Here is a 24,879-nt window from a genome sequence, read left to right on the forward strand (position 1 = left end):
AGCCTAAGACGAAAAAGGCCGCTTCGTCACGGCGAAGCGGCCCCTCAAAGCGAATTTCACGCGGCCCTGTTGCGGCTTTGCGTCGAAGACCTGTTCTCGGATGGCCCGCGCTCAGATCGCCTGGACTTCGCGGATCTCCGGCAGGAAGTGGCGGAACAGGTTCTGCACGCCGTTGCGCAGGGTGGCGGTGGAGGACGGACAGCCCGAGCAGGCCCCCTTCATCTCCAGGTAGACGACACCCTCCTTGTAGCCCCGGAAGGTGATGTCGCCGCCGTCGCCCGCCACGGCGGGACGCACGCGGGTCTCGAGCAGGTCCTTGATGGTCTCGACGGTCTTGATGTCGGCCGGGTCGAAGAATTCCTCGGCGTCGTCGCTGCCCGCCACGTGGCCCTCCGCCAGGACGGGTGCGCCGGACTGGAAATGCTCCATGATGGCGCCAAGCACCGCCGGCTTCACCTGCGGCCACAGGTTGTCGTCCTCGGCCTTGGTCACGGAGATGAAGTCGTGGCCGAGATAGACGCCGCTGACGCCGGGCACGTCGAACAACCGGGTCGCCAGGGGCGAGCGGGCGGCGGCCTCGGAGTCGCGTGCCTCGAAGGTGCCCTCGGGCAGGACCACGCGTCCGGGCAGGAACTTCAGGGTCGCGGGATTCGGGGTGGCTTCGGTCTGGATGAACATTCTGGCAAAGTCCTCGTCCGCTGCGCCGGTTCAAGGCCGGCCGGGAATGGCGCCGGGATGCCCCGACGCCCCTCCTCATGTGGACCGCGCCCGCGATTTTCTCAACCGCTCCGGCGATTGGACAAGCCCCCACGGCTCGTGTAAGGCCCGGCTCAACTCAAAACAGGATGCCGAAATCCTGACGCACGCGATCCCATTCGGGGATCACGGGCGCGCACCGGCAGGAACTTGACCATGAACATCATCCAGCAGCTCGAGCAGGAGCAGATCGCTTCGCTCGGCAAGACGATCCCCGATTTCCAGCCCGGCGACACGGTCACCGTGAACGTCAAGGTGAAGGAAGGCGAGCGTACCCGCGTGCAGGCCTACGAGGGCGTCTGCATCGCCCGCTCCGGCGGCGGCCTCAACGAGAGCTTCACCGTCCGCAAGATTTCCTACGGCGAGGGCGTCGAGCGCGTGTTCCCGCTCTACTCGCCGCTGATCGATTCGATCGCCGTCGTCCGTCGCGGCAAGGTGCGCCGCGCCAAGCTGTACTACCTGCGTGACCGTCGCGGTAAGTCCGCCCGTATCGTCGAGCGCGCCGACCGCCCCGCCGAGAAGGCCGCTAAGGCCGATGCCTCGAAGGCGAACAAGGACGCCCGCAAGGCCGAGAAGGCCGCTAAGAGCGCTGCCAAGACGGCAGCAGAGTAAGACTGCCGCAGAGTAAGACTGCCGCCCATCGAGGATCGCTGGGTTCGCGGGCGCCGTCCCGCGCCCCTCCCTCGGCATCAGGCCCGTTCGCGCAAGCGAGCGGGCCTTTTTCGTGGCTCGCCGATCAGCCCCGCGCGGCCACGCGGCGCGCCGCGATCGTCCCCGTGCCGGCCGCCCAGCCACGCCGGGTGATTCGGGCGGCGAGATCGTTCCCGGTGATCCAGGCCAGCGCCTCCGTCGGCGGCATGGCGCGGGCGAAGTGGTAGCCCTGCACGGCCGGGCATCCGAGGCGGCGCAGCAATTCGAACTGTGCACGCGTCTCGACACCCTCCGCCAGCACCGTCACCCCGAGGGTGCGGGCAAACGCCAGGATGGCCTCCAGCAACACCCGGTCCTGGAGATTGTCTGCGATCCCGTGGATGAAGCTCCGGTCGACCTTGAGGCTGTCGAAGCGCAGGGTTCGCAGCGATCCGATCGACGAGTAGGCCACGCCGAAATCGTCGACGATGATGCTCACCCCCATGTCGATGAGGGCGTCCACATCCTCCCCGCCGCGCTCGTTGGAATAGACCGCCTCCTCGGTGATCTCGATGGCGATGCGGCCGGCGGACAGGCCGTGCGCGGTCAGCTCCGCGGCGACCATGTCGGCGATGGGATAGGTGCCGAACTCGTTGGGCGAGATGTTGACCGAGACGATGGGGTCGTGGTGCCCGCTGGCATCGAGCAACCGCACGAGGGCGCAGGCATCCCGCAGGATGACCCGCGTCAGGTCCCGCGACCGCCGCGTGGCGGCGGCCGCCGCAATCGCGTCCGGCGGCGCGATCCAGCCGAGCTGCGGATGCTTCCAGCGCAGCAGCGCCTCGAAGCCGATGACGAGGCCGGTGGCGCAGTCGATCTGCGGCTGGAACCAGGCCTGGATCGCCCCGGTCTCCAGCGCCTCGGGAAGGTCGCGCTCGATCTCGCGCCGGGTCCGCAGCTGCTGGTCCATCGCATCGACGAAGGGCCGCCAGGTGCCGCGCCCCTCGGACTTGGCGGCGTAGAGCGCCAGATCGGCATGGGTCTGCAACTCGGCCAGGGTGCGTCCGTCGAACGGGTGATGGGCCACGCCGACGCTGGCGCCCGCATACAGGGCCTGGCCGGAGCGGGTGACGATGTCGCCGAGGCGCCGGACCACCGACTCGGCGAGGGCGGCCCCGGCCGCCTCGGTGGGGTGCCCGCCCACCAGGGCGGCGAACTCGTCGCCGCCGAGGCGCGCGATCACCGCGTCGGGACCGAGCACCTGCCGCAGCCCGACGCCGACCTCGATCAGGACCTCGTCGCCGATCGAATGCCCGAAGGTGTCGTTGATCCACTTGAACCGGTCGAGGTCGATCAGCATCAGCCAGAGTGAAACCGGCTGCGTGGCCGCCTGGGCGAGCCGCGCCTCCACGGCCTTCTGGTAGGCGGCGCGGTTGAACAGGCCGGTGAGGTGATCGTGCGTCGCCGCCTGCTCCAGGTTCCGCAGCGCCTCACCGGCCGCGACATTGGCGGCCTGCAGGGAGTCCGTGAGCGCGATGGCGTCGTAATGCAGGCGACGGGACCGGAGATAATGCTCCTCCTGCTGCAGGGACCAGCGGAACATCAGGACGCAGAGCAGCGTGAGGTTCATCGCGATGATCTGCGACTCGAGCGAGCCCTGGACCACGAACAGGGCCACCATGATCAGGGTGTTCGGCAACACGAACGCGATGGCGGGCGCCCGGGCGACCTTGTTCTGGATGATCGACCCGGCATTCAGCCCGGAGAACGCCACCGCGACCGCGATGGTATAGGCTTGGCCGTAAACGGCGCAGGCGACGAGGGCACCGGCCCAGCACAGGCCCGAGAGCAGGCCCCCGATCCAGGCAAAGGTGAGGACCCGCTCCGGTGCCCGGTCGGCGATGCCCTGGCGTCGCCAGCGCCGGCCGAGCACGGCCCGACCTGCATTGATGGCGACGTTGGCGCCGACGAACGAGACCTGTGCCCGGAGGGGGATCGTGCCCCATGTCATGCCGACCAGGGAGAACGAGACGAAGACATTGGAGACGAGGGTTGATGGCAGCCCGTCGAGGATCGCGCGCGCCTGGTCGCGCCGGACGATGGCATCGACGGATGTGGGCTGTGTCATTGCCTGTACTGGCCTTCATCCGTCCGCTGGGCCGGCGTGACGCTGCGCCCCCCACCTCTCCTCATCGCCGACATGTATGAAGAGACCGTCATGTTTCTCCACTAACCGCAGGACATAACCATCAGTTTTGACCGTGTGATCAATAAAGCATCCCGAAAAACATTGCGTTATCCAGCACAGACTCCCGTAGAATAGGATCGTGCAACAGAAGACTCCGATCGCAGCCTTCGCCCGACGATCGTGCTTTGCTGAAGGCCCTCACGGGGGGCTGTGAGCTTATCAAATGTAAAGATCTTCGCGACGCGCGCACGAAAAAGCCCCGCAGGGTCGGCGACCCTGCGAGGCTCTTTTCGTGGTCCGGAAAAGACTTCCGGCTTACTCGGCGGCGACGCGGTGTGCCTGGCTGCCGTCGGTGTAGGTCTCGGCCTGAAGGCGCTTGCCCGGAGCCGCGCGGCCCGGGAGCGGCGGCAGGGCACGGGCCTTTTCCAGGTCGATGCCCGCGCCCTCGGCGACGCGGCGGCCGTAATCCTCATCGGCGTGGAGGAAGTGCCAGACCATCCGCAGCTGGATGGCTTCCGGGCACTGCTTCATGTCGCCGACGAGGTTGGCGATGAGGTCGTCGCGCTCCCAATCCTGGAACGAACGGTAGCGCTCGCCGGCCTGGGTGTAGTCGTCCTCGGTCCGCGAGGTCTGGTAGCGGCCGAGGTTGCCCTGCACCGGCTGGTGATAGTCCTTGGCGGGCTTGGGGGCCTCGCGCAGGCCCTCGGCCAGGGTCGAGGGCTCGTAGTTGATGTGCTTGTTCGGGCCGGTGCCGTCGACGTTGTAGGTCATCTGGCCGTCGCGCTGGTTCGAATAGACCTTCACGCCCGGCTGCGGCGCGTTGATCGGCAGTTGCAGGTAGTTGGCGCCGACGCGGTAGCGCTGGGTATCCGAGTAGGACAGCGTACGGCCCTGGAGCATCTTGTCGTCGGAGAAGTCGATGCCGTCCACGAGCACGCCCGTGCCGAAGGCCGACTGCTCGACTTCCGCGAAGAAGTTGTCCGGCACGCGGTCCAGCACCATGCGGCCCACCGGCAGCAATGGGAACTGGTCGACTGGCCACAGCTTCGTGTCGTCGAGGGGGTCGAACGACAGGTGGTCGTTCGGGCCGTCGGGCATGATCTGCACGCAGAATTCCCACTCGGGGAAGTTGCCGGCCTTGATGTTGTCGTAGAGGTCGCGGGTCGCGTGGCCGACATCCTTGGCCTGGATCTCGGACGCCTGGGCCGAGGTCAGGTTACGGACGCCCTGCTTGGGCTCCCAGTGGAACTTGCACAGCACCGCCTCGCCCTGGTCGTTGACCAGCTTGTAGGTGTTGACGCCCGAGCCTTCCATCTCGCGATAGTTGGCCGGAATGCCCCAGGGCGACTTCAGGTGCGTCACCATGTGGATGGCTTCGGGGTGCTGGGCCACGAAGTCGAAGAAGCGCCAGGCCTCCTGGCGGTTCGTCACCGGATCCGGCTTGAACGCGTGGATCATGTCGGGGAACTTGATCGCGTCGCGGATGAAGAAGACCTTGAGGTTGTTGCCCACGAGGTCCCAGTTGCCCTCGACGGTCTTGAACTTCACAGCGAAGCCGCGCGGGTCGCGCTCGGTCTCGGGGCTCTCCTTGGCGCCGGCCACGGTGGAGAAGCGCACGAACATCGGAGTCTTCACGCCGGTCTCGTTCAGCACGCGGGCGCGGGTGTACTTGGAGGCCGGCTCGTTGCCGATCTTGCCGTAGGCCTCGAAGTAGCCGTGCGCGCCGGCGCCGCGGGCATGCACCACGCGCTCCGGGATCCGCTCGCGGTCGAAATGGGTGATCTTCTCGATGAACTGGTAGTTCTCGAGGGTCGCCGGGCCGCGCTCGCCGACCGTACGGGTGCTCTGGTTGTCGCGAACCGGGTGGCCCTGGCGGGTGGTGAGAATGGGGCGCTGATCGCTCATGCGGTATCTTCTCGCTCGACGGAGATCGACGCGGCACGGGCCGCATCCAGACCTTGGAATGGTTCTGAGACACCCTTATGAACCGGCCCCTGCGATTTGGCCAATGCATCGTTACGAAGACGGTGATAGCCTCAGCCTATGAATATGGCCGGCCTGTCCCTGCGCGATCTGGAATACGTGGTGGCGGTCGCCGAGGAAATGCATTTCGGCCGGGCGGCCGAGCGATGCAACGTCAGCCAGCCCACCTTGAGCGTCCAGGTGCGCAAGCTGGAGGATCTGCTCGGCCTCGCGCTGTTCGAGCGCGGCAACCGGCGGGTGATGCTGACGCCGGCGGGCCAGACCATCGTGCGCCAGGCCCGGGTGGTCATGGCGGAAGCCCAGCGCCTGCTCGTGCTGGCGAGCGAAGGGCGGGGCGCGCCGCTCACCGGACGCCTCGTGCTCGCGGCGATCCAGACGCTGGGGCCCTATCTGTTCCCCCTGATCCTGCGGACGCTGCGGCAGGAATTCCCGCTCCTCGCGCTCGCGCTCAGCGAGGCCCGCACGGCGGAGATCCTGGAGGGCCTGCGCAACGGCCGCATCGACGCGGCCCTTCTCTCCTTGCCCGTGCCGGCCTCGGGGCTGACCGTCTCGCCGCTCTTCGTCGAGCCGTTCCAGCTCACCTGCCCGGCCGAGCACCCGCTGGCGCGCGGCGGTGCCCTGCGTGCCACCGACATCGCGGGGCCGGACCTCCTCCTCCTCGACGAGGGCAATTGCCTGCGCGACCAGACCGTGGCGGCCTGCGGCGCCGGCTCGGCCGCCGGACGCCACGCCACCAGCCTGGAGACGCTGCGCTCGATGGTGGCGGCGGGGGCCGGCTACACGCTCCTGCCGGCGCTGGCGGTGCCGTCCGGCCCGGATCCGAGCGGGCTCACCGTCACCCGCAGCTTCGACGTGGACGGGCCCGGCCGGACCGTGGCCCTGGTCTGGCGCACCAGCGATCCGCGCGCGGACGGGCTCGCGCATCTCGCCGCCTTCTTCCGCGCGCACGCGCCCACGGGCACCGCCGCCTGCCGGGACGACGGCATGCCGCGAACGCGGACCGCGCGCCGTGACAGTGCGGCCGATCCGGTGTAGCGCCCGGCGCGACGGGCATTCCTGCCCGGCCCCTCCCCGGCATCCCCCGTGTCCTCACTGCGCTTCCTCGGCCGTTGGGCGGCCCTCCTCGCGGCCTCCGGACTCCTCGCCTACGGCCTCGAGCACGCACATTTCCCGGCGGCGCTGCTGCTCGGGCCGATGGTGGCGGCCATCGCCTTCGGGGTCGGGGGCGCCGACCTGTCCGTGCCGAAGGCCGGCTTCCAGGCTGCCCAGGCGATGATCGGCTGCCTCGTCGCCCATACCGTCACGGGCGAGATCGTCGCCACGGTCACGGAGGACGGCCTGCTGATCCTCGCGGTTGTCCTCGTCACCGTGCTCGTCGGCGGCGCGGTGGGCTGGGCCCTGACCCGCCTGCGCATCCTGCCCGGCACCACCGCCGCCTGGGGCTCCTCGCCCGGCGGGGCCGCCGCCATGGTGGCGATGTCGGAGGAATACGGCGCCGATCCGCGCCTCGTCGCCTTCATGCAGTATGTCCGCGTCGTGGCCGTCGTGCTCTCGGCCTCCGTGATGGCACGCCTGCTCACGGACGTGTCGGGCAGCGGCACCGCCGCCGCGCCGGCCGCCGTCGCACCGCTCTCCGTCCTCGTGACCCTCGCGGTCGCGGCCTGCGGCGCGGCGCTGGCAAAACTCCTGCGCCTGCCGGCCTACGCGCTGATCGGCCCGATGCTGCTCGGCGCCGCCCTGCATGCCTCCGGCCTCGCAGCCATGGCGCTGCCGATGCCGATGCTCGACCTCGCCTACGCCACCATCGGCTGGTATGTGGGCCTGCGTTTCCGCCGCGAGACCCTGCGCGAGACGGTCACGGCGCTGCCCGGCGTCGTCATCGCCACGCTCGGCGTCATCGCGCTCTGCGGCGGCTGGGCCTACGGGCTGACCTTCCTGCTCCCCATCGACTTCCTCACCGCCTACCTCGCCACCAGCCCGGGCGGGCTCGATTCGGTGGCGATCATCGCGGTCGGCTCCAAGGTCGACGTCTCCTTCGTCCTCGCGGTGCAGACCCTGCGCCTCTTCGTGGTGCTGGTGACCGGCCCCATCGTGGCGAAGTGGATCGCCCGCAGCGCCCCGGCGGCCCCTTGAGATGCACGCCCTCTACCTCGCCTTCCTGAACTCCTGGCGCGGCCTCGTGCACGGGGCGCGCACCGAACGCGCGGTGCGCCTCGAACTCGTGCTCCTCATCGTCGGCGTGCCGCTGGGGCTTCTGCTGGGCGCGACCCTCTGGGTCCGGGTGGCGCTTCTGGCGACCCTGCTCCTGATGCTGGCCGCCGAGTTCCTGAATACGGCGATCGAGAAGCTGTGCGACCACCTCCATCCCGCCCAGCACCCGAAGATCGGGATCGTCAAGGACCTCGCCTCGGCCGGGACCTTCTCCGCGCAAGGGATCGCGGCCCTGGTCTGGATCGCGGCGCTGATCGAGCGCCTCGCCTGACCGGAATCCCGCGACCGAGCCGCCCGCGACAGGACCTCGCTCGCTTCTGGCGCCTCGAGCGCCTATGTCCGGGCGAGCCCCATCGCACCGCACCACCGCCGGAGCCCGTGTCTCCTTGACCGACTACATCCGCAAGATCCTCACCGCCCGCGTCTACGACGTCGCCATCGAGAGCCCGCTCGACCCGATGCCGCGCATGTCGGCGCGCCTCGGCCGCCCCGTGCTCCTGAAGCGCGAGGATCTGCAGCCGGTGTTCTCCTTCAAGCTGCGCGGCGCCTACAACAAGATGTCGGGGCTCGACCCCGAGCTCCTGTCGCGCGGAGTCGTCTGCGCCTCGGCCGGGAACCATGCGCAGGGAGTGGCGCTGGCCGCCGCCCGGCTCAACGTCCGCGCCGTGATCGTGATGCCGCGCACCACCCCGGCGATCAAGGTCGATGCCTGCCGGGCGCGGGGCGCCGAGGTGATCCTGTTCGGCGACGCCTTCGACGAGGCCCTGGGCCATGCCCGGGAACTGGAGGCGCGCGACGGCCTGACCTTCCTGCACCCCTTCGACGACCCCGACGTGATCGCCGGCCAGGGCACCATCGGGATGGAGATCCTGACCCAGCATTCCGGGCCGATCGAGGCGATCTTCGTGCCCATCGGCGGCGGCGGTCTGGCGGCCGGTATCGCGACCTTCGTGAAGTACCTGCGCCCCGAGACCCGGGTGATCGGCGTGGAACCGGACGACGCCGCCTGCATGGCGGCGGCGCTCGCGGCCGGCGAGCGCGTGGTGCTGCCGACCGTCGGCCTCTTCGCCGACGGCGTCGCCGTGCGCGAGGCGGGTGCGGAGACCTTCCGGCTCTGCCGCGAATTCCTCGACGAGGTCATCACCGTCGATACCGACGCCATGTGCGCGGCGGTCAAGGACATCTTCGACGACACCCGCGCGATCTCGGAGCCCTCGGGGGCGCTGGCGCTCGCCGGCGCGAAGGCCTACGCCGCCCGCGAGGGGGACGGCACCGGCACCGGAACCCTGGTGGCGATCTCCAGCGGCGCCAATCTCAACTTCGACCGCCTGCGCCACATCGCCGAGCGCGCCGAGATCGGCGAGCAGCGCGAGGTGCTGCTGGGCGTCACCATCCCCGAGCGGCCGGGCGCCTACCGCGCCTTCATCCAGACGCTGGGCCCCCGCGCCATCACCGAGTTCAACTACCGCCATGCCGCAGGCGCCGACGCGCAGATCTTCGTCGGCATCAATCTCGCCGGCGGACGCCGCGAGAAGCAGGCGCTCATCGCCTCGCTCACGGCGGCGGGCTATCGCGCGGTCGACATGAGCGACAACGAAATGGCCAAGGTCCACATCCGCTACATGGTGGGGGGCCGGGCCACGGGGCTTGCCCACGAGCGCCTCTACCGCTTCCAGTTCCCGGAGCGCCCGGGCGCGCTGATGAAGTTCCTCGACGCCCTGGGCGAGGGCTTCGACATCACCCTGTTCCACTACCGCAACCACGGCGCCGATTACGGCCGGGTGCTCGCCGGCATCGAGGTGCCGCCGGCCGAGCGCGCGCGGTTCGATGCGGCCATCGAGGCGCTGCACTATCCCTGCGTCGACGAGACCGACAACCCGGCCTACCGGATGTTCCTCGATGACGGCCGCGCCTCGGGCGAGGCCGCCTGAACCGGCGCAGCATCCGTGCAGGACACGCTCCGGCACGGATGCAGAGGCGGGCGTGCGGCTGCCGCCCGTCGTCCTTCCGCGGGACCACGGCCGCACCGAACATATCAAATGTTCGGATAGAGCAAGTAACGTGTCGTGAACGTCGCGCACGAAATAAGGTTCGTGCGCGGCTGTCGCGCAATTTTTCCTTTAACATTTGGATACAATACCGGAGGCCGAACTCCTGGATTGGTCCCGCCAGAATGCCACGTCTCACCAGCCTGAATGTCCGCTTGCCCGCGATCACGGTGGGCCTCGCCCTCGTCAGCGCGACCGTGATGGGAGGCCTGAGCTGGTACAGCGCCCGCGACGGCCTGGTGAGCGCCGCGCAGGAGCGCCTGCAGTTCGCCGCCTCGGCGCGCAAGGCCGGGCTCGAACTCGTCTCGGAGCGCGTCGTCGGAGATCTCGCGACCGTGGCGGCCAACCCGCAGGTCGGCGGGAATTTCGGTGACCTCGTGGAGGCGCTCGATCCGGGCAAGGCCGATTACGCGGCGCTCGTGCGTGGCTACACCGAGGGCACGACGCTGGAGGCCCGGCTCGCGGCCGAGGCTGCCGGCACGATGTACGGCCGCCGCCACGCCAAGGTCCAGGAGGTCGCCCGCAAGCTGATCGAGCGGCCCGGCTACGCCGACCTCGTCTTCGTCTCCGAGGATGGCCGCGTCGTCTACACCACCACCAAGGGCGCGGATTTCGGACGTTCCCTCTCGGAATCGGAGCTCCGCGCGACCGGCCTCGCCCGGCTGGTGGAACGCCTGAAGGGCGCTGGCGGGGACGCGACACTCTTCGAGGACTATGCCGCCTACCCGGCCGAAGCCGGTCCCTCGGCCTTCCTCGGCCGCGCCGTGAGCCGGCGGGCGAACGTCGCCATGGGCACCGGCCAGGAGGCCGCCCGGATCGGCTTCGTGGTGCTGCGCCTGACCCCGGCCCTGTTCGACCGCACGCTCTCGGACCGGGGCGGCCTCGGCGAGACCGGACAGGTTCTCACCATCGGCGGCGACGGCCTCCTGCGCAGCAACCCGCCGCTCTCCAAGGCGGTGAAGGCCGGCGGAGCGGCCACGGATCTCGGCCTCGACCGGGCTGCCCTGACCACCGACCGGCCCTTCGCCTACGACGCGGGCGCACAGGCCCGCATGGCTGCGACCGCCCGGGTCTCCGTCCTCGGCGCCCCCTGGACGATCGTCGCCGAGCAGGCCGAGACCGAGACCCTCGCGGCGGTGGACACCCTGACCCGCGCCCTCGCCCTCTCGGCGCTCGCGGTCCTCGCCGTCACGGCGATCCTCGGCCTCCTGTTCGCCCGCGCCACCGTCGGCCCCCTCGGCGCGCTGACCCGGGCACTGCAGGCGCTGGCCCGCCGCGAGACTCTCGCCGAGGTGCCGGGAAGCCGCCGCGCCGACGAGATCGGCGACATCGCCCGGGCCGTCGTCACGATCCGCGACATCTCCCTCGAGGAGGCCGCGCAGCAGCTCACGACCACCGAGGCGGCGCGCCTGCGCGAGGAGACCGAGCGGCGGACGCTCCTGCGTGACCTCGCTGACCGCTTCGAGCGCTCCGTCGGCGGCATCGTCGGCACCGTCTCGCAGGCCTCTTCGGACCTGCAGGACGCCGCCACCGGCATGACCGAGGCGGTGGCCGGCACGGCGCGGCGTTCGACCGTCGTGGCGGCGACCGCACAGGAGACCGCTGGCAACGTCAACGCGGTGGCGGCCGCGGCCGAGGAGCTCGGCGCCACGGTCGGCGAGATCGGCCGGCAGGTGGAGCAGGCCTCGTCCATGTCGGCCCAGGCCGTCGAGGAGGCGGGACGCACCGCCGGGACCATGCAGACCCTGTCGGACGCCGCCACCCGCATCGGCGACGTGGTCGGTCTCGTCTCCCAGATCGCCAGCCAGACCAACCTGCTGGCGCTCAACGCCACCATCGAGGCGGCCCGCGCCGGCGAGGCCGGACGGGGCTTCGCGGTGGTCGCCGCGGAGGTGAAGAACCTCGCCGAACAGACCAGCCGGGCCACCACCGAGATCGCCGGGCAGGTCGAGGCCATCCGCTCGGCCACGACCGGCGCCACCGGCGCGATCCGCAGCATCGTCACGCGGATCGAGGGTATGAGCGTCGTCACCGGCAGCATCGCCGCGGCGGTCGAGGAGCAGGGCGTGACGACCCAGGAGATCGTGCGCAACATGGGCCAGGCCTCCGCGGGAACCGGCGCCATGAGCCAGGACATCGAGGCGGTCGCGCACTCGGCCGCCGAGGCCGGCGCGACGGCGGATCAGGTCCAGCGCGCCTCCGCCGACCTTTCCCGCCAGTCCGAGCAGCTGCGCACGGAAGTCGCCGGCTTCCTCGCCACCGTCCGGGCCGCCTGACCGCGGCTCAGGCATGACCACCCCATGGGCCGGCGGCGTATGCCGGCCTTGACCACCGCATGGGCCGGCGGTGTCCGCCGGCCTTGATGATCGCATGGGCCGGCGGCGTCCGCCGGCCTTGACCCCCCGGGGGGCTTGGCTCCAATGCCCCGGCTCAACCGGGACGCACCGCCGATGCCGCCGCTCCTCGCCCTGCCCTTCCCCGCCATCGACCCGGTGGCGGTCGCGATCGGGCCGATCACCATCAAGTGGTACGCGCTGGCCTACATCGTCGGCCTGCTCGGCGGCTGGTACTACGCGCGCCGGCTGGTGGCGGCGGACCGGTACTGGGGGGTGGTGCGCCGCCCGGGCCTCAACGACATCGACGACCTCATCGTCTGGGTGGCGCTCGGCGTCGTGCTGGGCGGGCGCATCGGCTACGTGCTGTTCTACAACCTGCCGCTCTACCTCGCGGATCCCATCGAGATCCTGGCCATCCGCAACGGCGGCATGTCCTTCCACGGCGGCTTCCTCGGTGCCGTGCTGGCGATGGTGCTGTTCGCCCGGGCCCGCAAGCTCCAGGCCCTGACGCTGCTGGACCTCGCCGCGGTGGTGGTGCCGATCGGGCTGTTCTTCGGGCGGATCGCCAATTTCGTGAACGGCGAATTGTGGGGCCGCATCGCCCCGGACTTTCCCTACGCGGTGGTGTTTCCCACCGGCGGCCCCCTGCCCCGCCATCCGAGCCAGCTCTACGAGGCCGCGACCGAGGGGGCCCTACTCTTCGTCGTGATGCTCCTGGCCGTGCGGGCGCAAGGCTTTCGCAAGCCCGGCCTGATGGGCGGGATCTTCGTCCTCGGCTACGCCCTCAGCCGGACGTTCTGCGAGTTCTTCCGCGAGCCCGACCGCCAGCTCGGCTACCTGTTCGGCACCGAAGACTGGTCGACCGGCGGCATCACCATGGGCATGGTGCTATGCGTGCCGATGGCGCTGGTGGGCCTCGGCGCCATCGCGCTGGCCCTGCGCGGCACCACGCGCCCCCGCGTCACCGCCGCGGAGGCGCCGGCCCCGAAGGCGGACGCGGCGTGACCACCACGCTCTTAGCCGAAATCCGCGACGAGATCCTGGCCTCCGGGCCGATCGGGCTCGACCGCTACATGGGCCTCTGCCTCGGCCATCCGGTGCACGGCTACTATCGCACCCGCGACCCCCTCGGGGCCCGGGGCGACTTCGTGACCGCGCCCGAGATCAGCCAGATGTTCGGCGAGTTGATCGGGATCTGGATCGCGGCGACCTGGGCGGCCATGGGCGCCCCGAACGACCTCCTCCTGGTGGAGCTCGGCCCCGGACGCGGCACCCTGATGCAGGACGCGCTTCGGGCGCTCGCCCGCGCCGCCCCGACCCTGCGCCCCGCGCTCCATCTGGTCGAGACGAGCCCGGTCCTTCGCGCCGAGCAGGAACGGCGCCTCGGCGACGCGTCACCCGTCTGGCACGATTCGATCGCGACGCTGCCCGCCGCGCCGATGATCGTGGTCGCCAATGAATTCTTCGACGCCCTGCCCGTCCGCCAGTTCCAGCGCGCGGAGCGCGGCTGGTTCGAGCGCCTCGTCGGACTCGCGCCGGACGGGAACGCCCTCGCCTTCGGCCTCGCGGCGGAGCCCGACACCCGCATCACCGCGAGCGGCCCGAACGGCGTGCTGATGACCCTGCCGGGGGCCGCCCTCGCGTGCGTGCGCGCTCTCGCCCGCCGCGTCGTCGCCGACCGGGGCGCGGTGCTGGCCATCGATTACGGCCATGTCCGGCCGGGCTTCGGCGACTCGCTCCAGGCGGTGCGCGGCCACGCCTTCGTCCCGCCCCTCACCGCTCCGGGCGAAGCCGACCTCACGACCCACGTGGATTTCGCGGCCCTCGGCCGCGCCGCGACCAGCGAGGGCGCGGCCCTGCACGGTCCCGTCGACCAGCGCGACTTCCTCCTGGCGCTGGGCCTGCGCGAGCGGGCCGAACGCCTCGGCCGCGACGCGAGCCCGGCGCAGCGCGACGCGATCACGGCGGCGGCGACCCGCCTGACGGATCCCTCGCGGCGCGGAATGGGCAGCCTGTTCAAGGCGATGGCGTTCTCGGACTCGGCGCTGACGGCTCTACCGGGACTTCCGCCGGCGAAGCCGTAGACGGATCGTTCGACGCGACTCAATGCGCGCGGCGGGCGGACCGAAGCGTGCCCCGGCCCAGCGCGCGGGCGCCGAGCGGGAACAGCAGCAGGGTCAGGGTATGGGTATCCATGACCGGAGTTCCCGCAGAAAGCCTCTTGCTGCCCAAGGCAGGACTCCCCTGACGCAGAGGCAAAGCAGGGAGAGCACCGGAGTCAGCCACGGCCTGTCCGGTTGAGCCGCCGCCGCGCTGCGCTGGGAGAACAACGGCGCCAAGCCTCCGACCGCGCGCACCGCGATGGCGATACCGTTCGCATCGGCCGTCGTCAGCTTCGCGCGCGCGTTCGCGATCAGGTGCGTCCTGGCCTCGTGCGGCGCGTCCATGGCGCCTCGAACAAGGCGGCTCCGGATCGTCGTACGGTCAGACAAGCCGCGCAGGACATCGCGCGCGGCACACGTTGCGCATCGATGCTTCGGCACGCTCCGCGCAAGGTCATAGGAAGATAATCCTGCGAATTGATCAAGAGGGTGTCAGACGCGAGGCTCTGGTGAAGGGGCAAAACTTGACTCGCCCGCGCCGCCGGACTAAGCGCCCTCCTATTCATGCGACGGCTTGATCGTCATCACGAACGCCGACCGGTCCCCTGAGACCGGAGGTCAACGCCCGACAGCGCGATGCGCCCTCGGGCGGGTTTCGCGTTGGGGACAGGGCGTCGGATCCGGTTCAATCGTCGTCGTCGAGTCCCGATGCCCAACGCACCCGCGAACACGACCCTGCGCATCGAGGATGCGGTGAACGACACCTGCCCCTGGTCGGGCAAGCCGATCGCGGCCGATTCGCTCACCCTCTACAACGGCGCGGTCGTGGGCTTCTGCAACCCGGAGTGCCGGGACAAGTTCGCCAAGGCGATCCGCGGCTTCGAGGACGCGCTTCAGGCGCGCCGGGCCGAGAGCGCGGGCGTGAACCAGTGACCGTTCCGATGACGCTGCCGGTTCAGGGAGCCTGACGCATGTTCGAAGGCCTGTCCGATCGCCTCTCCGGGATTCTCTCCGGCCTCACGCGCCGTGGCGCGCTGACCGAGGCTGACGTCACCGCCGCTTTGCGGGAGGTGCGCCGTGCCCTGCTGGAGGCCGACGTCGCCCTCGAGGTGGTGCGCGGGTTCACCGAGAAGGTGCGCGAGAAGGCGGTCGGCGCCGTCGTCCTGAAGTCGGTCACGCCCGGCCAGATGGTCGTCAAGATCGTCAACGACGAGCTCGTGGCGATGCTGGGTTCGGAAGCCGGCATCATCGACCTCAACGCCCCCGCCCCCGTCGCCATCCTGATGGTCGGCCTGCAGGGCTCGGGCAAGACCACGACCACGGCCAAGATCGCCCGCCGTCTGGTGACCCGCGACAAGCGCCGGGTGCTGCTCGCCTCCCTCGACACCCGCCGCCCGGCGGCGATGGAGCAGCTGGCGATTCTCGCCAAGCAGGTCGAGGTCGAGAGCCTGCCGATCGTCGCCGGCCAGTCGGCGGTGCAGATCGCCCGCCGCGCCATGGACGCCGCCCGCCTCGGCGGCTTCGACGTGGTCATGCTCGACACGGCCGGCCGCATCACGCTCGACGAAGCGCTGATGGCGGAGGCGGCCGAGGTCAAGGCCGCCACCAACCCGCACGAGGTGCTCCTCGTCGCCGACGCGCTCACCGGCCAGGACGCGGTGAACACCGCCCGCGCCTTCGACGAGCGCCTCGGCGTCACCGGCATCGTGCTGACCCGCATGGACGGCGATTCGCGCGGTGGCGCGGCGCTGTCGATGCGCGCCGTCACCGGCAAGCCGATCAAGCTCGTCGGCACGGGCGAGAAGGTCGATGCGCTCGAGGAGTTTCACCCCGCCCGCGTCGCCAACCGCATCCTCGGCATGGGCGACATCGTCTCCCTCGTGGAGAAGGCGGCCGAGACCATCGACCACGAGCAGGCGCTCCGCACCGCGGAGAAGATGCGCAAGGGCAAGTTCGACCTCGACGACCTGTCGATGCAGCTCGCCCAGATGGAGAAGATGGGCGGCATCGGCGGCCTGATGGGCATGCTTCCGGGCATGGGCCAGATGAAGAAGCAGGTCGAGAGCGCCAACCTCGACGAGAACATGTTCAAGCGCCAGCGGGCCATCATCTCGTCGATGACCGCGCAGGAGCGCAAAAATCCCGACATCCTCAAGAACTCCCGCAAGAAGCGCATCGCGGCGGGCTCGGGGACGAAGGTGGAGGAGCTGAACAAGCTCCTCAAGATGCACCGGACCATGGCCGACATGATGAAGGCGATGGGCTCGGGCAAGCGCGGCATCGGCCAGGCTCTCGGCTCGATGTTCGGCATGGGTGGCGGCGGCGGAATGGGCGGCATGCCCGGCCTGCCCCCCGGCATGGCCGAGCCGACGCCGGAGATGATCGCCGACATGCAGAAGCAGCTCGGCGGCAAGCTTCCTCCGATGCCCCCGGGCCTCGGCGGCGGCGGAAAGATGCCGGGCCTTCCGGGCCTCGGCGGACCGAAGGGGCTCCCGGGCCTCGGCGGCTTCCCGTTCGGGAAGAAGAAGTAGGGGCGAATGGCGCGTAGCGAATAACGAGCAGGTCCGGACCGGGACCTGCTCGCTACTCACTACGCGCTATTGGCTCACAGCAATCAGAACACCAATCCTTTGGAGTAAAGCATGTCCCTCAAGATCCGTCTGACCCGTGGCGGCGCCAAGAAGCGCCCCTACTACCGCATCGTCGTCGCCGACGCCCGCGCTCCCCGCGACGGCCGCTTCATCGACAAGGTCGGCGTCTACGATCCCATGAAGGCCAAGGACGATCCGGCCCGCATCGTGCTGGAAGCCGACAAGATCCAGGCCTGGCTCGCCAAGGGCGCCCAGCCGACCGACCGCGTCCTGCGCTTCCTCGACGCCGCCGGCCTCGCCAAGCGCCCCGCGCGCAATAACCCGCAGAAGGCCGAGCCGGGCGAGAAGGCCAAGGAGCGCGCCGCCAAGCGCGCCGAGAAGGCCGCCGCCCCGGCCGAAGACGCCGCGGCCTGAGCCGAGGAATCCCGCGCATGGCTCGCCGTCCCGGAGGCAACACCCCCCACGGTGACGGCGGCCGCCGTGCGCGGCCCGGCCGCATCGGCAGCGATGCGGCCACCTCCGCCCATCGTCCGAAGGCGGAGGCCGACCCCGCCCTGCCGGAGACCGATCCGAGCCTCGTCCGGATGGGCGAGTTCGGTCGGGCGCACGGCCTCAACGGCGAAGTCCGTTTGAAATCCTATACCGGCGATCCGCAGGCCATCGCGGGCTACGGCGCGCTGATCGGGGCGGACGGCCGCCGCGTCGAACTCACCGACGTGCGTCAGGCGGGCGGCAGTGCCCCCGACCTCCTCGTCGTGCGGGTGAAGGGCGTGGCCGACCGCACCGGCGCCGAGGCGCTGAACCGGCTCGCCCTGTACCTGCCCCGCGAGCGCCTGGGCAACGTCGCGGACGAGGACGAGTTCTTCACCGCCGACCTCGTCGGTCTCTCGGTGGTCGATACCGGCGGCGCGGTGCTAGGCACCGTGGCCGACGTGCCGAATTACGGCGGCGGCGATCTCCTCGAGATCAAGCCGGCGCTCGGCGGCGCCACCGCGCTCCTGCCCTTCACCAAGGCTTTCGTGCCGGAACTCGATATCCCGAACGGCCGGATCGTGGTCGATCCCCCGGAGGACCTGTTCGCTCCGGCCGGTCCGCGCCCCCCCGACGAACCGGTCTGAGACGGCGCCCCCTCGATCAAAGTGGAGGCGGTATTCGCTCAGTCCGAGCGACGCCCGAACCCGCCATCCCGAAGGGATCAACCGGATCATCGGGCCTGAGGCGCTTCGGCGCTCCCCCACGTCACATCGGTCCCTTGCACCGGCCCCTGCGGGTCCATCCGAGGACTTCGACTCGCTGCCGCGGCGTGGGTCCGGTTCCGGCCGGCGGCTTTCGCCTCGTAAAGGGCGATGTCGGCGAGCCGGTAGAGCTCGCACGGCCGGGTCAGTTGGTCCGCCAGCGAGCGCGTGCCGGCGAGCCCAATGCTCACGGTGATCGCGCCGGGCGCGATCCCCGCCGCCGCGACGCCGAGCCTCGACACCTCCGCGTGGATCTTGTCGGCGATGCGCCACGCGCCCGCCTCGTCCGTTTCCGGCAGCAGCATCACGAATTCCTCGCCACCGACGCGGCAGACGAGGTCCCCCGGCCGGTGGACGCTCGCGGTCAGGCAACTGGCCAGTCCCTGCAGCACCCCGTCGCCGGTCGCATGGCCGTAGCGGTCGTTGATCGCCTTGAAGTGGTCCACGTCGATGACGAGGAGGGCGTGCGGGCGGGCCGGGTCGACGGGTCCGCTCCAGGAGAGGGCCATCTCCTCCTCGAAGCGGCGGCGGTTCGCCAAACCCGTCAGGACGTCCGTGAGGGACAGCCGGGCCAGTTCGGCCTGCATCCGGGCGCGTTGGCGCAATTCGCGTCCGAACAGGACCGACAGGCCCATGGTCAGGCCGCACAGCACCATCAGGCCGATGACCCGGGCCTTGACCCGCCATTCGGCCTCGATCTCGTCCACCGACAGGGCGACGTTGAGGAGGAGCGGCAGGCTTCCGACCCAGGTGTAGGTGTAGAAGCGTCTGCGGCCATCGCGCGGCGAAACACCCACGAAGGTGCTGTCCCCGTCCTCGATGAAGCGCCGGAACGTCTCGGCACCCGACACGTCCACGTCGATATCCGTGGCGGCATAGGGGTAGCGCATGAACCGGGTGCCGTCGCGCAGGTACAGGTTGATCGCGCCCTGGGCGCCGAGGCCGAGATTCGCGAAGAGCCGGCTGAAATAGGACAGCTTGAGGGAGGCCGAGACGATGCCGCCGAAGCGCCCGTCGGGTTTGTTGATGCGCCGGCTGAGGACGATGATGGGCACCTTCAGCAGGCGCGAGAACACGGGGCGGCTGATCACGAGGCCGAGATTCGCGTCGGCCGCATGGGCGCGGAAATAATCCCGGTCGGCATTGTTCAGCGTGCGGGCCGGGACCGCGTGCGAATCGAAGATCACGTCGCCCTTCTCGTTCAGCACCAGCATCAAGCCCATGTCGGAGGCATTGGTGGCACGGTCGAACAGGACCAGTTGGCGCATCTCCGGGGTGAGCTCGGACAGGCCCGGTGCCGAGAGGTTGTCGATGCCGGCACGCAGGGAGAGGTCGATGATCTCGATGTTGCGCGCGACGTCGCGCTCGATGACCTGGAGCAGGTTCCGGGAGGTCTGGGTGGCCTTGTCCCAGGCATCGCTGCGCATGTCGTAGAGCATCAGCGCGCAGATCAGCAGCATGCCGAGAGGCGCCAGGATGCCGAGGAGGCTCCAGTGGCGCGAGGCCGGCGGCGCTGGGGCGTGACAGGCGGAGGGATGCATCGATGGCCGGACCCGTGGGTAACGATCCCGTGCTATCTCGCATGCCGCTTCCTAAACGAGCTTCGTACGCGCGCAGGGTGTACCGGGCGTCATCCACAAGTTACCGGACGTTTTTCGTCCGGCGGGTGGTTTCGTCCCGGCAGGGCCTGATCGTTTCCGGCGCGGGCCGGGCCTCGGGCGCCGGGGCCTCGAAGATCGCGAGATAGCCCACACCCCCCGTCAGGACCGTGAAGCCGGTCTGCCGGTAGCCGGCCGCCGTCAGTTCACAGGCCAGGAGCGCCGGGGGCGTCCCGTGCCGCGCGGGCAGATCGTCGGCATCCACGATGCCGACCCGGCCGCCCGGCTTCATCGCGGCCGCGAGGTTGTGGAGCAGGCCGTAGGGCTGGGCGATCTCATGGTACATGTGGACCAGCAGGGCGGCATCCAGGGAGGCCGGCGGCAGGCGGGGATCGTGCGGCTCGCCGCGCACCACGGTGACGTTGCCCAGGGCGGCCTTGGCGATCCGCGCCTCCAGGTCCGCGAGGTAGCGCGGGGTGACGTCCTCGGCATAGACGCGGCCCTGCGGCCCGACCCGCTCTGCGAGACGCGTCGCGTAGTAGCCGCTTCCGGCGCCGATATCCGCGACGGTCTCGCCGGGGGCGAGGCGCATCAGGCGGGCGACCTGGCCCACCTCGTCCACCGCGTCACGCTGCTTCTCGGAGGCCCAGAGCGGGGCGATGATCTCGGCCACCGGCCGGTCGGGCTTCGGAAAGGCACTCGCGGCGGCTCCGGGCGGACCGAGGAACTCGGCGCCCACGGCGTGCGCGCCCGGCAACGGGAGGGCGAGCAGGAGGCACAGCGCGGGGAAGGTCCGGAGACGGGTCATGCCGGGATAACCCGTCGCCCGCCCTTCGGTGCCACGTTGACCCCGGCCGTCCCGGCGCGCCATCAAGCGGCATGACCGCTCAGCCCTGGCACGCCACCGTCCTGACGCTCTACCCGGAGATGTTTCCGGGACCGCTCGGCGTCTCGCTGTCGGGGGAGGCCCTGGCGCGCGGGACCTGGGCGCTGGAGGCCCGCGACATCCGCGAGCACGGCCTCGGCCGGCACCGGGCGGTGGACGACACCCCGGCCGGGGGCGGCGCCGGCATGGTCCTGCGCTGCGACGTCCTCGGCGCCGCCATCGACGCGGCGGGCGAAGCCGGCGACACCCGCCCGCGCCTCCTCATGAGCCCGCGCGGCCGCCCGCTGACGCAGGCCCGGGTCCGGGCCCTGAGCACGGGGCCCGGCATCGTCGTGGTCTGCGGCCGCTTCGAGGGCGTGGACGAGCGGGTCATCGCCGGGCGCGGCCTGGAGGAGGTCTCGATCGGCGACTACATCCTGTCGGGCGGCGAGATCGCGGCCCTGGTGCTGCTCGATGCCTGCATCCGCCTCCTGCCGGGCGTGATGGGCAAGGTGGCCTCCGGGGAAGAGGAGAGCTTCGAGGCCGGCACCCTGGAATACCCCCACTACACCCGGCCCCGCGACTGGGAGGGACGGGCGATCCCGGACGTGCTCACCGGCGGCAACCACCGCGCGATCGCGGCCTGGCGGCGGGCCGAATCGGAGCGGCTCACCCGCGAGCGCCGGCCGGATCTCCTGCCCCCCGGCAAGGGGTGAGCGCACGCCATGCGTGTGCGGTGATTCAGGCGCGGCCCGGGGGCGCTTGCGTCCCGCCGGCCATGGGTTCATTGGCGTTCCTGGGATGCTCCTCCCCGACGAGGAGCCTTCAGCTCTCTAGGACGACCACCGTGACCAACCGACCCGCCACGCGGCCCCGCGTGCCGCATTTCTCGTCCGGCCCCTGCGCCAAGCGCCCCGGCTGGAGCCTCCAGGCCCTGGAGGGCGCCGCGCTCGGACGCTCGCACCGCTCGGCGGTGGGCAAGGCCAAGCTTGCGGAGGCGATCGACCTGACCCGCAGCGTGCTGCAGGTTCCGGCCGACTACCGGATCGGCATCGTGCCGGCCTCCGATACCGGCGCGGTCGAGATGGCGATGTGGTCGATGCTGGGCCCGAAGACCGTCGAGGTCGTGGCCTGGGAGGCGTTCGGCCTCGAATGGGTCACCGACGCCCTGAAGGAACTCAAGATCGCGCCCCGCGTGCATGTCGGTGCCTACGGCGTCCTGCCGGACCTCGCGGCCGTCGACACGACGCACAACGACGTCATCTTCACCTGGAACGGGACCGCCGCCGGCGTGCGCGTGCCGAACGCCGACTGGATCGCGGCCGACCGCGAGGGCGTCACGATCTGCGACGCCACCTCCGCCGCCTTCGCGATGCCGCTGGACTGGGCCAAGCTCGATGTCGTCACCTTCTCCTGGCAGAAGGTGATGGGCGGCGAGGCCGCGCACGGGATGATCGTGCTCTCGCCCCGCGCCGTGGCGCGCATCGAGGCCAACGTTCCGGCCTGGCCGGTTCCGAAGGTCTTCCGCATGGCCAAGGACGGCAAGCTGATCGAGGGCATCTTCAAGGGCGACACCATCAACACGCCCTCGATGCTCGCGGTGGAGGATTACCTCGACACCCTGAAATGGGCGCAAGGACTCGGCGGTCTCCCCGCACTCCACGCCCGGGCCGACGCGAATGCCCGCGTGATCCACGACTGGGTGGCGCGCACCCCCTGGATCGGTCACCTCGCGGCGGACGCCGGCACCTACAGCAACACGGGCGTCTGCCTCGTCATCACCGATCCCGACGTGCTCGCCCTCGGCGACGCGACGGTCGGCGCCCTGGCCAAGGGCATCGCCGAGACGCTCGACCGCGAGGGGGTCGCCTACGATATCGGCGCCTATCGCGACGCCCCCGCCGGCCTGCGCATCTGGTGCGGCGGGACCGTGGAGCGGGCCGACCTCGAGGCGCTGACCCCGTGGCTCGACTGGGCCTTCGCCACCGAGAAGGCCAAGCTCACGCAGGCGGCGTGACGGGCGCGCCGTGCCTAGCGCGCGACGGCACGGCGCCCTGAAGCGCCCGCGACAGGCTGGTCACGCGAACGCGTTCTGACGTAAAGGCGGGGCTTCTCAAGGGGCCGTCTCGCCTCGAAACCCAGCGAATCCGGACGCGTGGCATGAAGATCAACGGCCAGCCCTACCGCACCATCTTCCCCGCCGGGGACGGCGCCTCGGTGGCGGTGATCGACCAGACCCGCCTGCCCTTCGCCTTCGAGTTGAAGACCCTGTCGACGCTCGACGATGCGGCGGTGGCGATCCGCACCATGGTGGTGCGCGGCGCGCCGCTGATCGGGGTCACGGCAGCCTATGGTCTCGCGCTCGGCCTGCGCGCGGGCGCCACCGATCCGGCCCTCGACCGCGCCGTCGAGACCCTCGCGGCCACCCGGCCGACCGCGATCAACCTGCGCTGGGCCCTGGACCGGGTCGCCGCCAAGCTCCGCACGGTGCCGGAGGCCGAGCGCGCGGCCTTCGCGTATGCCGAGGCGGGGCGCATCGCCGAGGAGGACGTGGAGAGCTGTCACGCCATCGGCGTGCACGGGGCGCGCATCCTCGCCGACCTGCACCGCGAGAAGGGCCGCCCCATCAACGTGCTGACCCACTGCAACGCCGGCTGGCTCGCCACAGTGGATTGGGGCACGGCGCTGGCGCCGATCTACGTCGCCCACGATGCCGGCGTGCCGATCCATGTCTTCGTGGACGAGACCCGGCCGCGCAACCAGGGCGCGGCGCTGACCGCCTTCGAGCTCAACGCGCACGGCGTGCCCCACACCGTGATCGCCGACAATGCCGGCGGGCACCTCATGCAGCACGGCGCCATCGACCTCTGCATCGTCGGCTCGGACCGGACCACGGCGTCCGGCGACGTCTGCAACAAGATCGGCACCTACCTCAAGGCGCTGGCGGCCACCGACAACCGCGTGCCGTTCTACGCCGCCCTGCCCTTCTCGACCATCGACTGGACGCTGGACGACGGCGTCGCCGAGATCCCCATCGAGGAACGCGACGGGCGCGAGGTCACCCATCTCACCGGGCGCCTCGCGGACGGGGGCTTCGCCACGATCGAGGTCGTCTCACCCGGCAGCCCCGTGGCCAACCCGGCTTTCGACGTCACGCCGGCCCGGCTGGTGACCGGCATCATCACCGAGCGCGGCATCGCCACGGCGAGCGCGGATGGGCTGCTGTCGCTGTACCCGGAGCGGCGCGCGGCGGCGTAGGGCGCGGGGAACCACAGGTCGAAGAACGCGGGATCGAGGCCTCGATCCCGTCGAGCGCGTCGGGGCTCGGCGTCAGGGGGGCGCGGTCCACTGAATGAACACCGAACCGGTGAACTCGAACACCTTCACCCCGTGCTGGTTCACGGCCGTGTTGTGGTGGGTCGCCAGCCCCCAGCCGGCGCGGGACGCCGATCGGCGCTTGTCGGAGAGGGTGAAGGCGTAGCGCAGGGTGTCGCCGGCATAGACGGGGGCGAGCCAGCGCATGTCGCGGAACCCCGGCGAAGGCCCGAGTTGCGGCACCGGCCCGGTCCGGGCCGTCAGCGCGACGTCCCGCGCCCGGGTGATGTGCAGCCGCTTCATCCAGGCGGCGGCGGTGTGCCAGCCCGAGGCGCAGAGCCCGCCGAAATGCGTCTGGCGGGCCGCCACCGGGTCGATGTGGAAGGCCTGCGGATCGTAGGTCCGGGCGAAGGCCACGATCGCCTCAGGCGTGAACAGATGGACGCCGAGATCGCGGGTGGCGCCGAGGGGCGCATCCCCGAGGAAGTCGAGCCGCTCCGCGTCCGTCCCCTCCACCGGGCTGAACGGTTCGATGGGATTGACGACGCGCGGCGGCAGGGGGGTGGCGCCCCGGCGGGCGAACATCACCGTGAAGGCCTGGGTCATCACCGTTTCGTCGCGGCCGTTGCGCAGGGTGAGGTCGAACCGCACGAAGCCCCGGTCGGGCTTGGTGTTCGAGACCCGGCAGCTGTCGACCTTCACGGAGACGCTCAGGGCATCGCCCGGCACAACCGGCCGCAGCCAGCGCAGTTGCAGGATGCCGGGCGAGCCCATGGAGGTGGCCCCCCGGAAGGCGTGCTTCTGGAGGAGCCGCATACCGAAGCCGGCGGTCTGCCAGCCGGAGCCGATGAGCTGGCCGACGAAGGTCGCTTCCGCCGCAGCCTCGTCCAGGTGGAAGGGTTGCGGATCGAACTCGCGCGCGAAGGCGACGAGTTCGTTCCGCGTCACGGTGATGGGACCGCCCTCGATGACGGCGCCGGGGGTGAAGTCCTCGAAGGCGATGCCGGTCATGGGGGCCTCA

At 70.6% G+C, this 24,879-nt stretch carries 21 protein-coding genes; 15 read left to right on the plus strand and 6 right to left on the minus strand.

All coding sequences use genetic code 11. The annotated features are described in order from the left end of the window. Positions 1–111 precede the first annotated feature (111 nt). Positions 112–678, minus strand: coding sequence for a NifU family protein (locus OF380_RS02585; protein ID WP_264049238.1), 567 nt, complete (start codon positions 676–678; stop codon positions 112–114). A 234-nt stretch (positions 679–912) separates the two neighbouring features. On the opposite strand from OF380_RS02585, the gene rplS reads away from it, so the two are divergent. After that, positions 913–1,368: a 50S ribosomal protein L19 gene (gene rplS / locus OF380_RS02590; protein ID WP_055957797.1), complete on the plus strand. Its 456-nt coding sequence runs from the start codon at positions 913–915 to the stop codon at positions 1,366–1,368. Between the two features lie 124 nt (positions 1,369–1,492). Here rplS and OF380_RS02595 read toward each other — a convergent pair whose 3' ends face one another. After that, positions 1,493–3,514, minus strand: coding sequence for a putative bifunctional diguanylate cyclase/phosphodiesterase (locus OF380_RS02595; RefSeq protein ID WP_264049239.1), 2,022 nt, complete (start codon positions 3,512–3,514; stop codon positions 1,493–1,495). Between the two features lie 375 nt (positions 3,515–3,889). Then, positions 3,890–5,479, minus strand: a complete 1,590-nt coding sequence (locus OF380_RS02600) for a catalase (RefSeq protein WP_264049240.1) — start codon at positions 5,477–5,479, stop codon at positions 3,890–3,892. 138 nt (positions 5,480–5,617) lie between these two features. On the opposite strand from OF380_RS02600, the gene OF380_RS02605 reads away from it, so the two are divergent. The 11 genes from OF380_RS02605 (at position 5,618) to rimM (ending at position 17,963) form a co-directional block, all read left to right on the plus strand. After that, positions 5,618–6,592, plus strand: a complete 975-nt coding sequence (locus tag OF380_RS02605; protein WP_264049241.1) for a LysR substrate-binding domain-containing protein — start codon at positions 5,618–5,620, stop codon at positions 6,590–6,592. Positions 6,593–6,640: 48 nt separating this feature from the next. Next, entirely contained in the window at positions 6,641–7,690 is a 1,050-nt protein-coding gene (locus tag OF380_RS02610; protein ID WP_264049242.1) for an AbrB family transcriptional regulator, read from the plus strand. A gap of 1 nt (position 7,691) precedes the next feature. Further along, positions 7,692–8,039, plus strand: a complete 348-nt coding sequence (locus OF380_RS02615) for a diacylglycerol kinase (RefSeq protein ID WP_264049244.1) — start codon at positions 7,692–7,694, stop codon at positions 8,037–8,039. Between the two features lie 115 nt (positions 8,040–8,154). Then, positions 8,155–9,699, plus strand: coding sequence for a threonine ammonia-lyase, biosynthetic (gene ilvA, locus OF380_RS02620; protein ID WP_264049245.1), 1,545 nt, complete (start codon positions 8,155–8,157; stop codon positions 9,697–9,699). A 242-nt stretch (positions 9,700–9,941) separates the two neighbouring features. Beyond that, on the plus strand, positions 9,942–12,092 hold the full coding sequence (locus OF380_RS02625; RefSeq protein WP_264049246.1) for a methyl-accepting chemotaxis protein: 2,151 nt from the start codon (positions 9,942–9,944) through the stop codon (positions 12,090–12,092). Positions 12,093–12,266: 174 nt separating this feature from the next. Beyond that, a complete protein-coding gene (lgt, locus tag OF380_RS02630; protein ID WP_264049247.1) occupies positions 12,267–13,157 on the plus strand; it encodes a prolipoprotein diacylglyceryl transferase in 891 nt (296 codons plus the stop codon). Further along, positions 13,154–14,236 carry a class I SAM-dependent methyltransferase gene (locus OF380_RS02635; protein ID WP_264049248.1) on the plus strand — a complete coding sequence of 361 codons (1,083 nt, stop codon included), beginning with the start codon at positions 13,154–13,156 and terminating at the stop codon, positions 14,234–14,236. Before lgt ends, OF380_RS02635 begins: the two co-directional genes overlap by 4 nt. A gap of 726 nt (positions 14,237–14,962) precedes the next feature. Beyond that, positions 14,963–15,187 (plus strand): glutathione S-transferase, encoded by a 225-nt coding sequence (locus tag OF380_RS02640; protein ID WP_264049249.1) that lies wholly within the window; start codon positions 14,963–14,965, stop codon positions 15,185–15,187. A 38-nt stretch (positions 15,188–15,225) separates the two neighbouring features. After that, the gene (gene ffh, locus OF380_RS02645; protein ID WP_264049251.1) at positions 15,226–16,785 is read left to right on the plus strand and encodes a signal recognition particle protein; all 1,560 of its coding nucleotides are present in this window, start codon (positions 15,226–15,228) and stop codon (positions 16,783–16,785) included. 111 nt (positions 16,786–16,896) lie between these two features. Then, positions 16,897–17,259, plus strand: a complete 363-nt coding sequence (gene rpsP / locus OF380_RS02650; RefSeq protein ID WP_055957770.1) for a 30S ribosomal protein S16 — start codon at positions 16,897–16,899, stop codon at positions 17,257–17,259. 17 nt (positions 17,260–17,276) lie between these two features. Continuing rightward, a complete protein-coding gene (gene rimM, locus OF380_RS02655) occupies positions 17,277–17,963 on the plus strand; it encodes a ribosome maturation factor RimM (protein WP_264049252.1) in 687 nt (228 codons plus the stop codon). Between the two features lie 86 nt (positions 17,964–18,049). Here the strand turns inward: rimM and OF380_RS02660 are convergent, their stop codons facing one another. After that, a complete protein-coding gene (locus OF380_RS02660) occupies positions 18,050–19,621 on the minus strand; it encodes a sensor domain-containing diguanylate cyclase (RefSeq protein ID WP_264049253.1) in 1,572 nt (523 codons plus the stop codon). Positions 19,622–19,721: 100 nt separating this feature from the next. Next, positions 19,722–20,486, minus strand: coding sequence for a class I SAM-dependent methyltransferase (locus tag OF380_RS02665; protein WP_264049254.1), 765 nt, complete (start codon positions 20,484–20,486; stop codon positions 19,722–19,724). A 71-nt stretch (positions 20,487–20,557) separates the two neighbouring features. Between OF380_RS02665 and trmD the strand changes: the two genes are divergently transcribed. The 3 genes from trmD to mtnA all read left to right on the plus strand — a co-directional run bounded on the left by trmD (position 20,558) and on the right by mtnA (position 23,801). Further along, positions 20,558–21,259: a tRNA (guanosine(37)-N1)-methyltransferase TrmD gene (gene trmD, locus OF380_RS02670; RefSeq protein WP_264049255.1), complete on the plus strand. Its 702-nt coding sequence runs from the start codon at positions 20,558–20,560 to the stop codon at positions 21,257–21,259. A 131-nt stretch (positions 21,260–21,390) separates the two neighbouring features. Then, entirely contained in the window at positions 21,391–22,560 is a 1,170-nt protein-coding gene (locus tag OF380_RS02675; protein ID WP_264049256.1) for a phosphoserine transaminase, read from the plus strand. Positions 22,561–22,703: 143 nt separating this feature from the next. Then, complete coding sequence (gene mtnA, locus OF380_RS02680; protein ID WP_264049257.1) at positions 22,704–23,801, plus strand: S-methyl-5-thioribose-1-phosphate isomerase; 1,098 nt, start codon at positions 22,704–22,706, stop codon at positions 23,799–23,801. Between the two features lie 72 nt (positions 23,802–23,873). On the opposite strand, the gene OF380_RS02685 is transcribed toward mtnA, so the two are convergent. Then, positions 23,874–24,869, minus strand: coding sequence for a MaoC family dehydratase (locus tag OF380_RS02685; RefSeq protein ID WP_264049258.1), 996 nt, complete (start codon positions 24,867–24,869; stop codon positions 23,874–23,876). Positions 24,870–24,879 lie beyond the last annotated feature (10 nt).

The organism is Methylobacterium sp. FF17, from assembly GCF_025813715.1.
In the GTDB taxonomy this organism is placed as follows: Bacteria; Pseudomonadota; Alphaproteobacteria; order Rhizobiales; family Beijerinckiaceae; genus Methylobacterium; species Methylobacterium flocculans.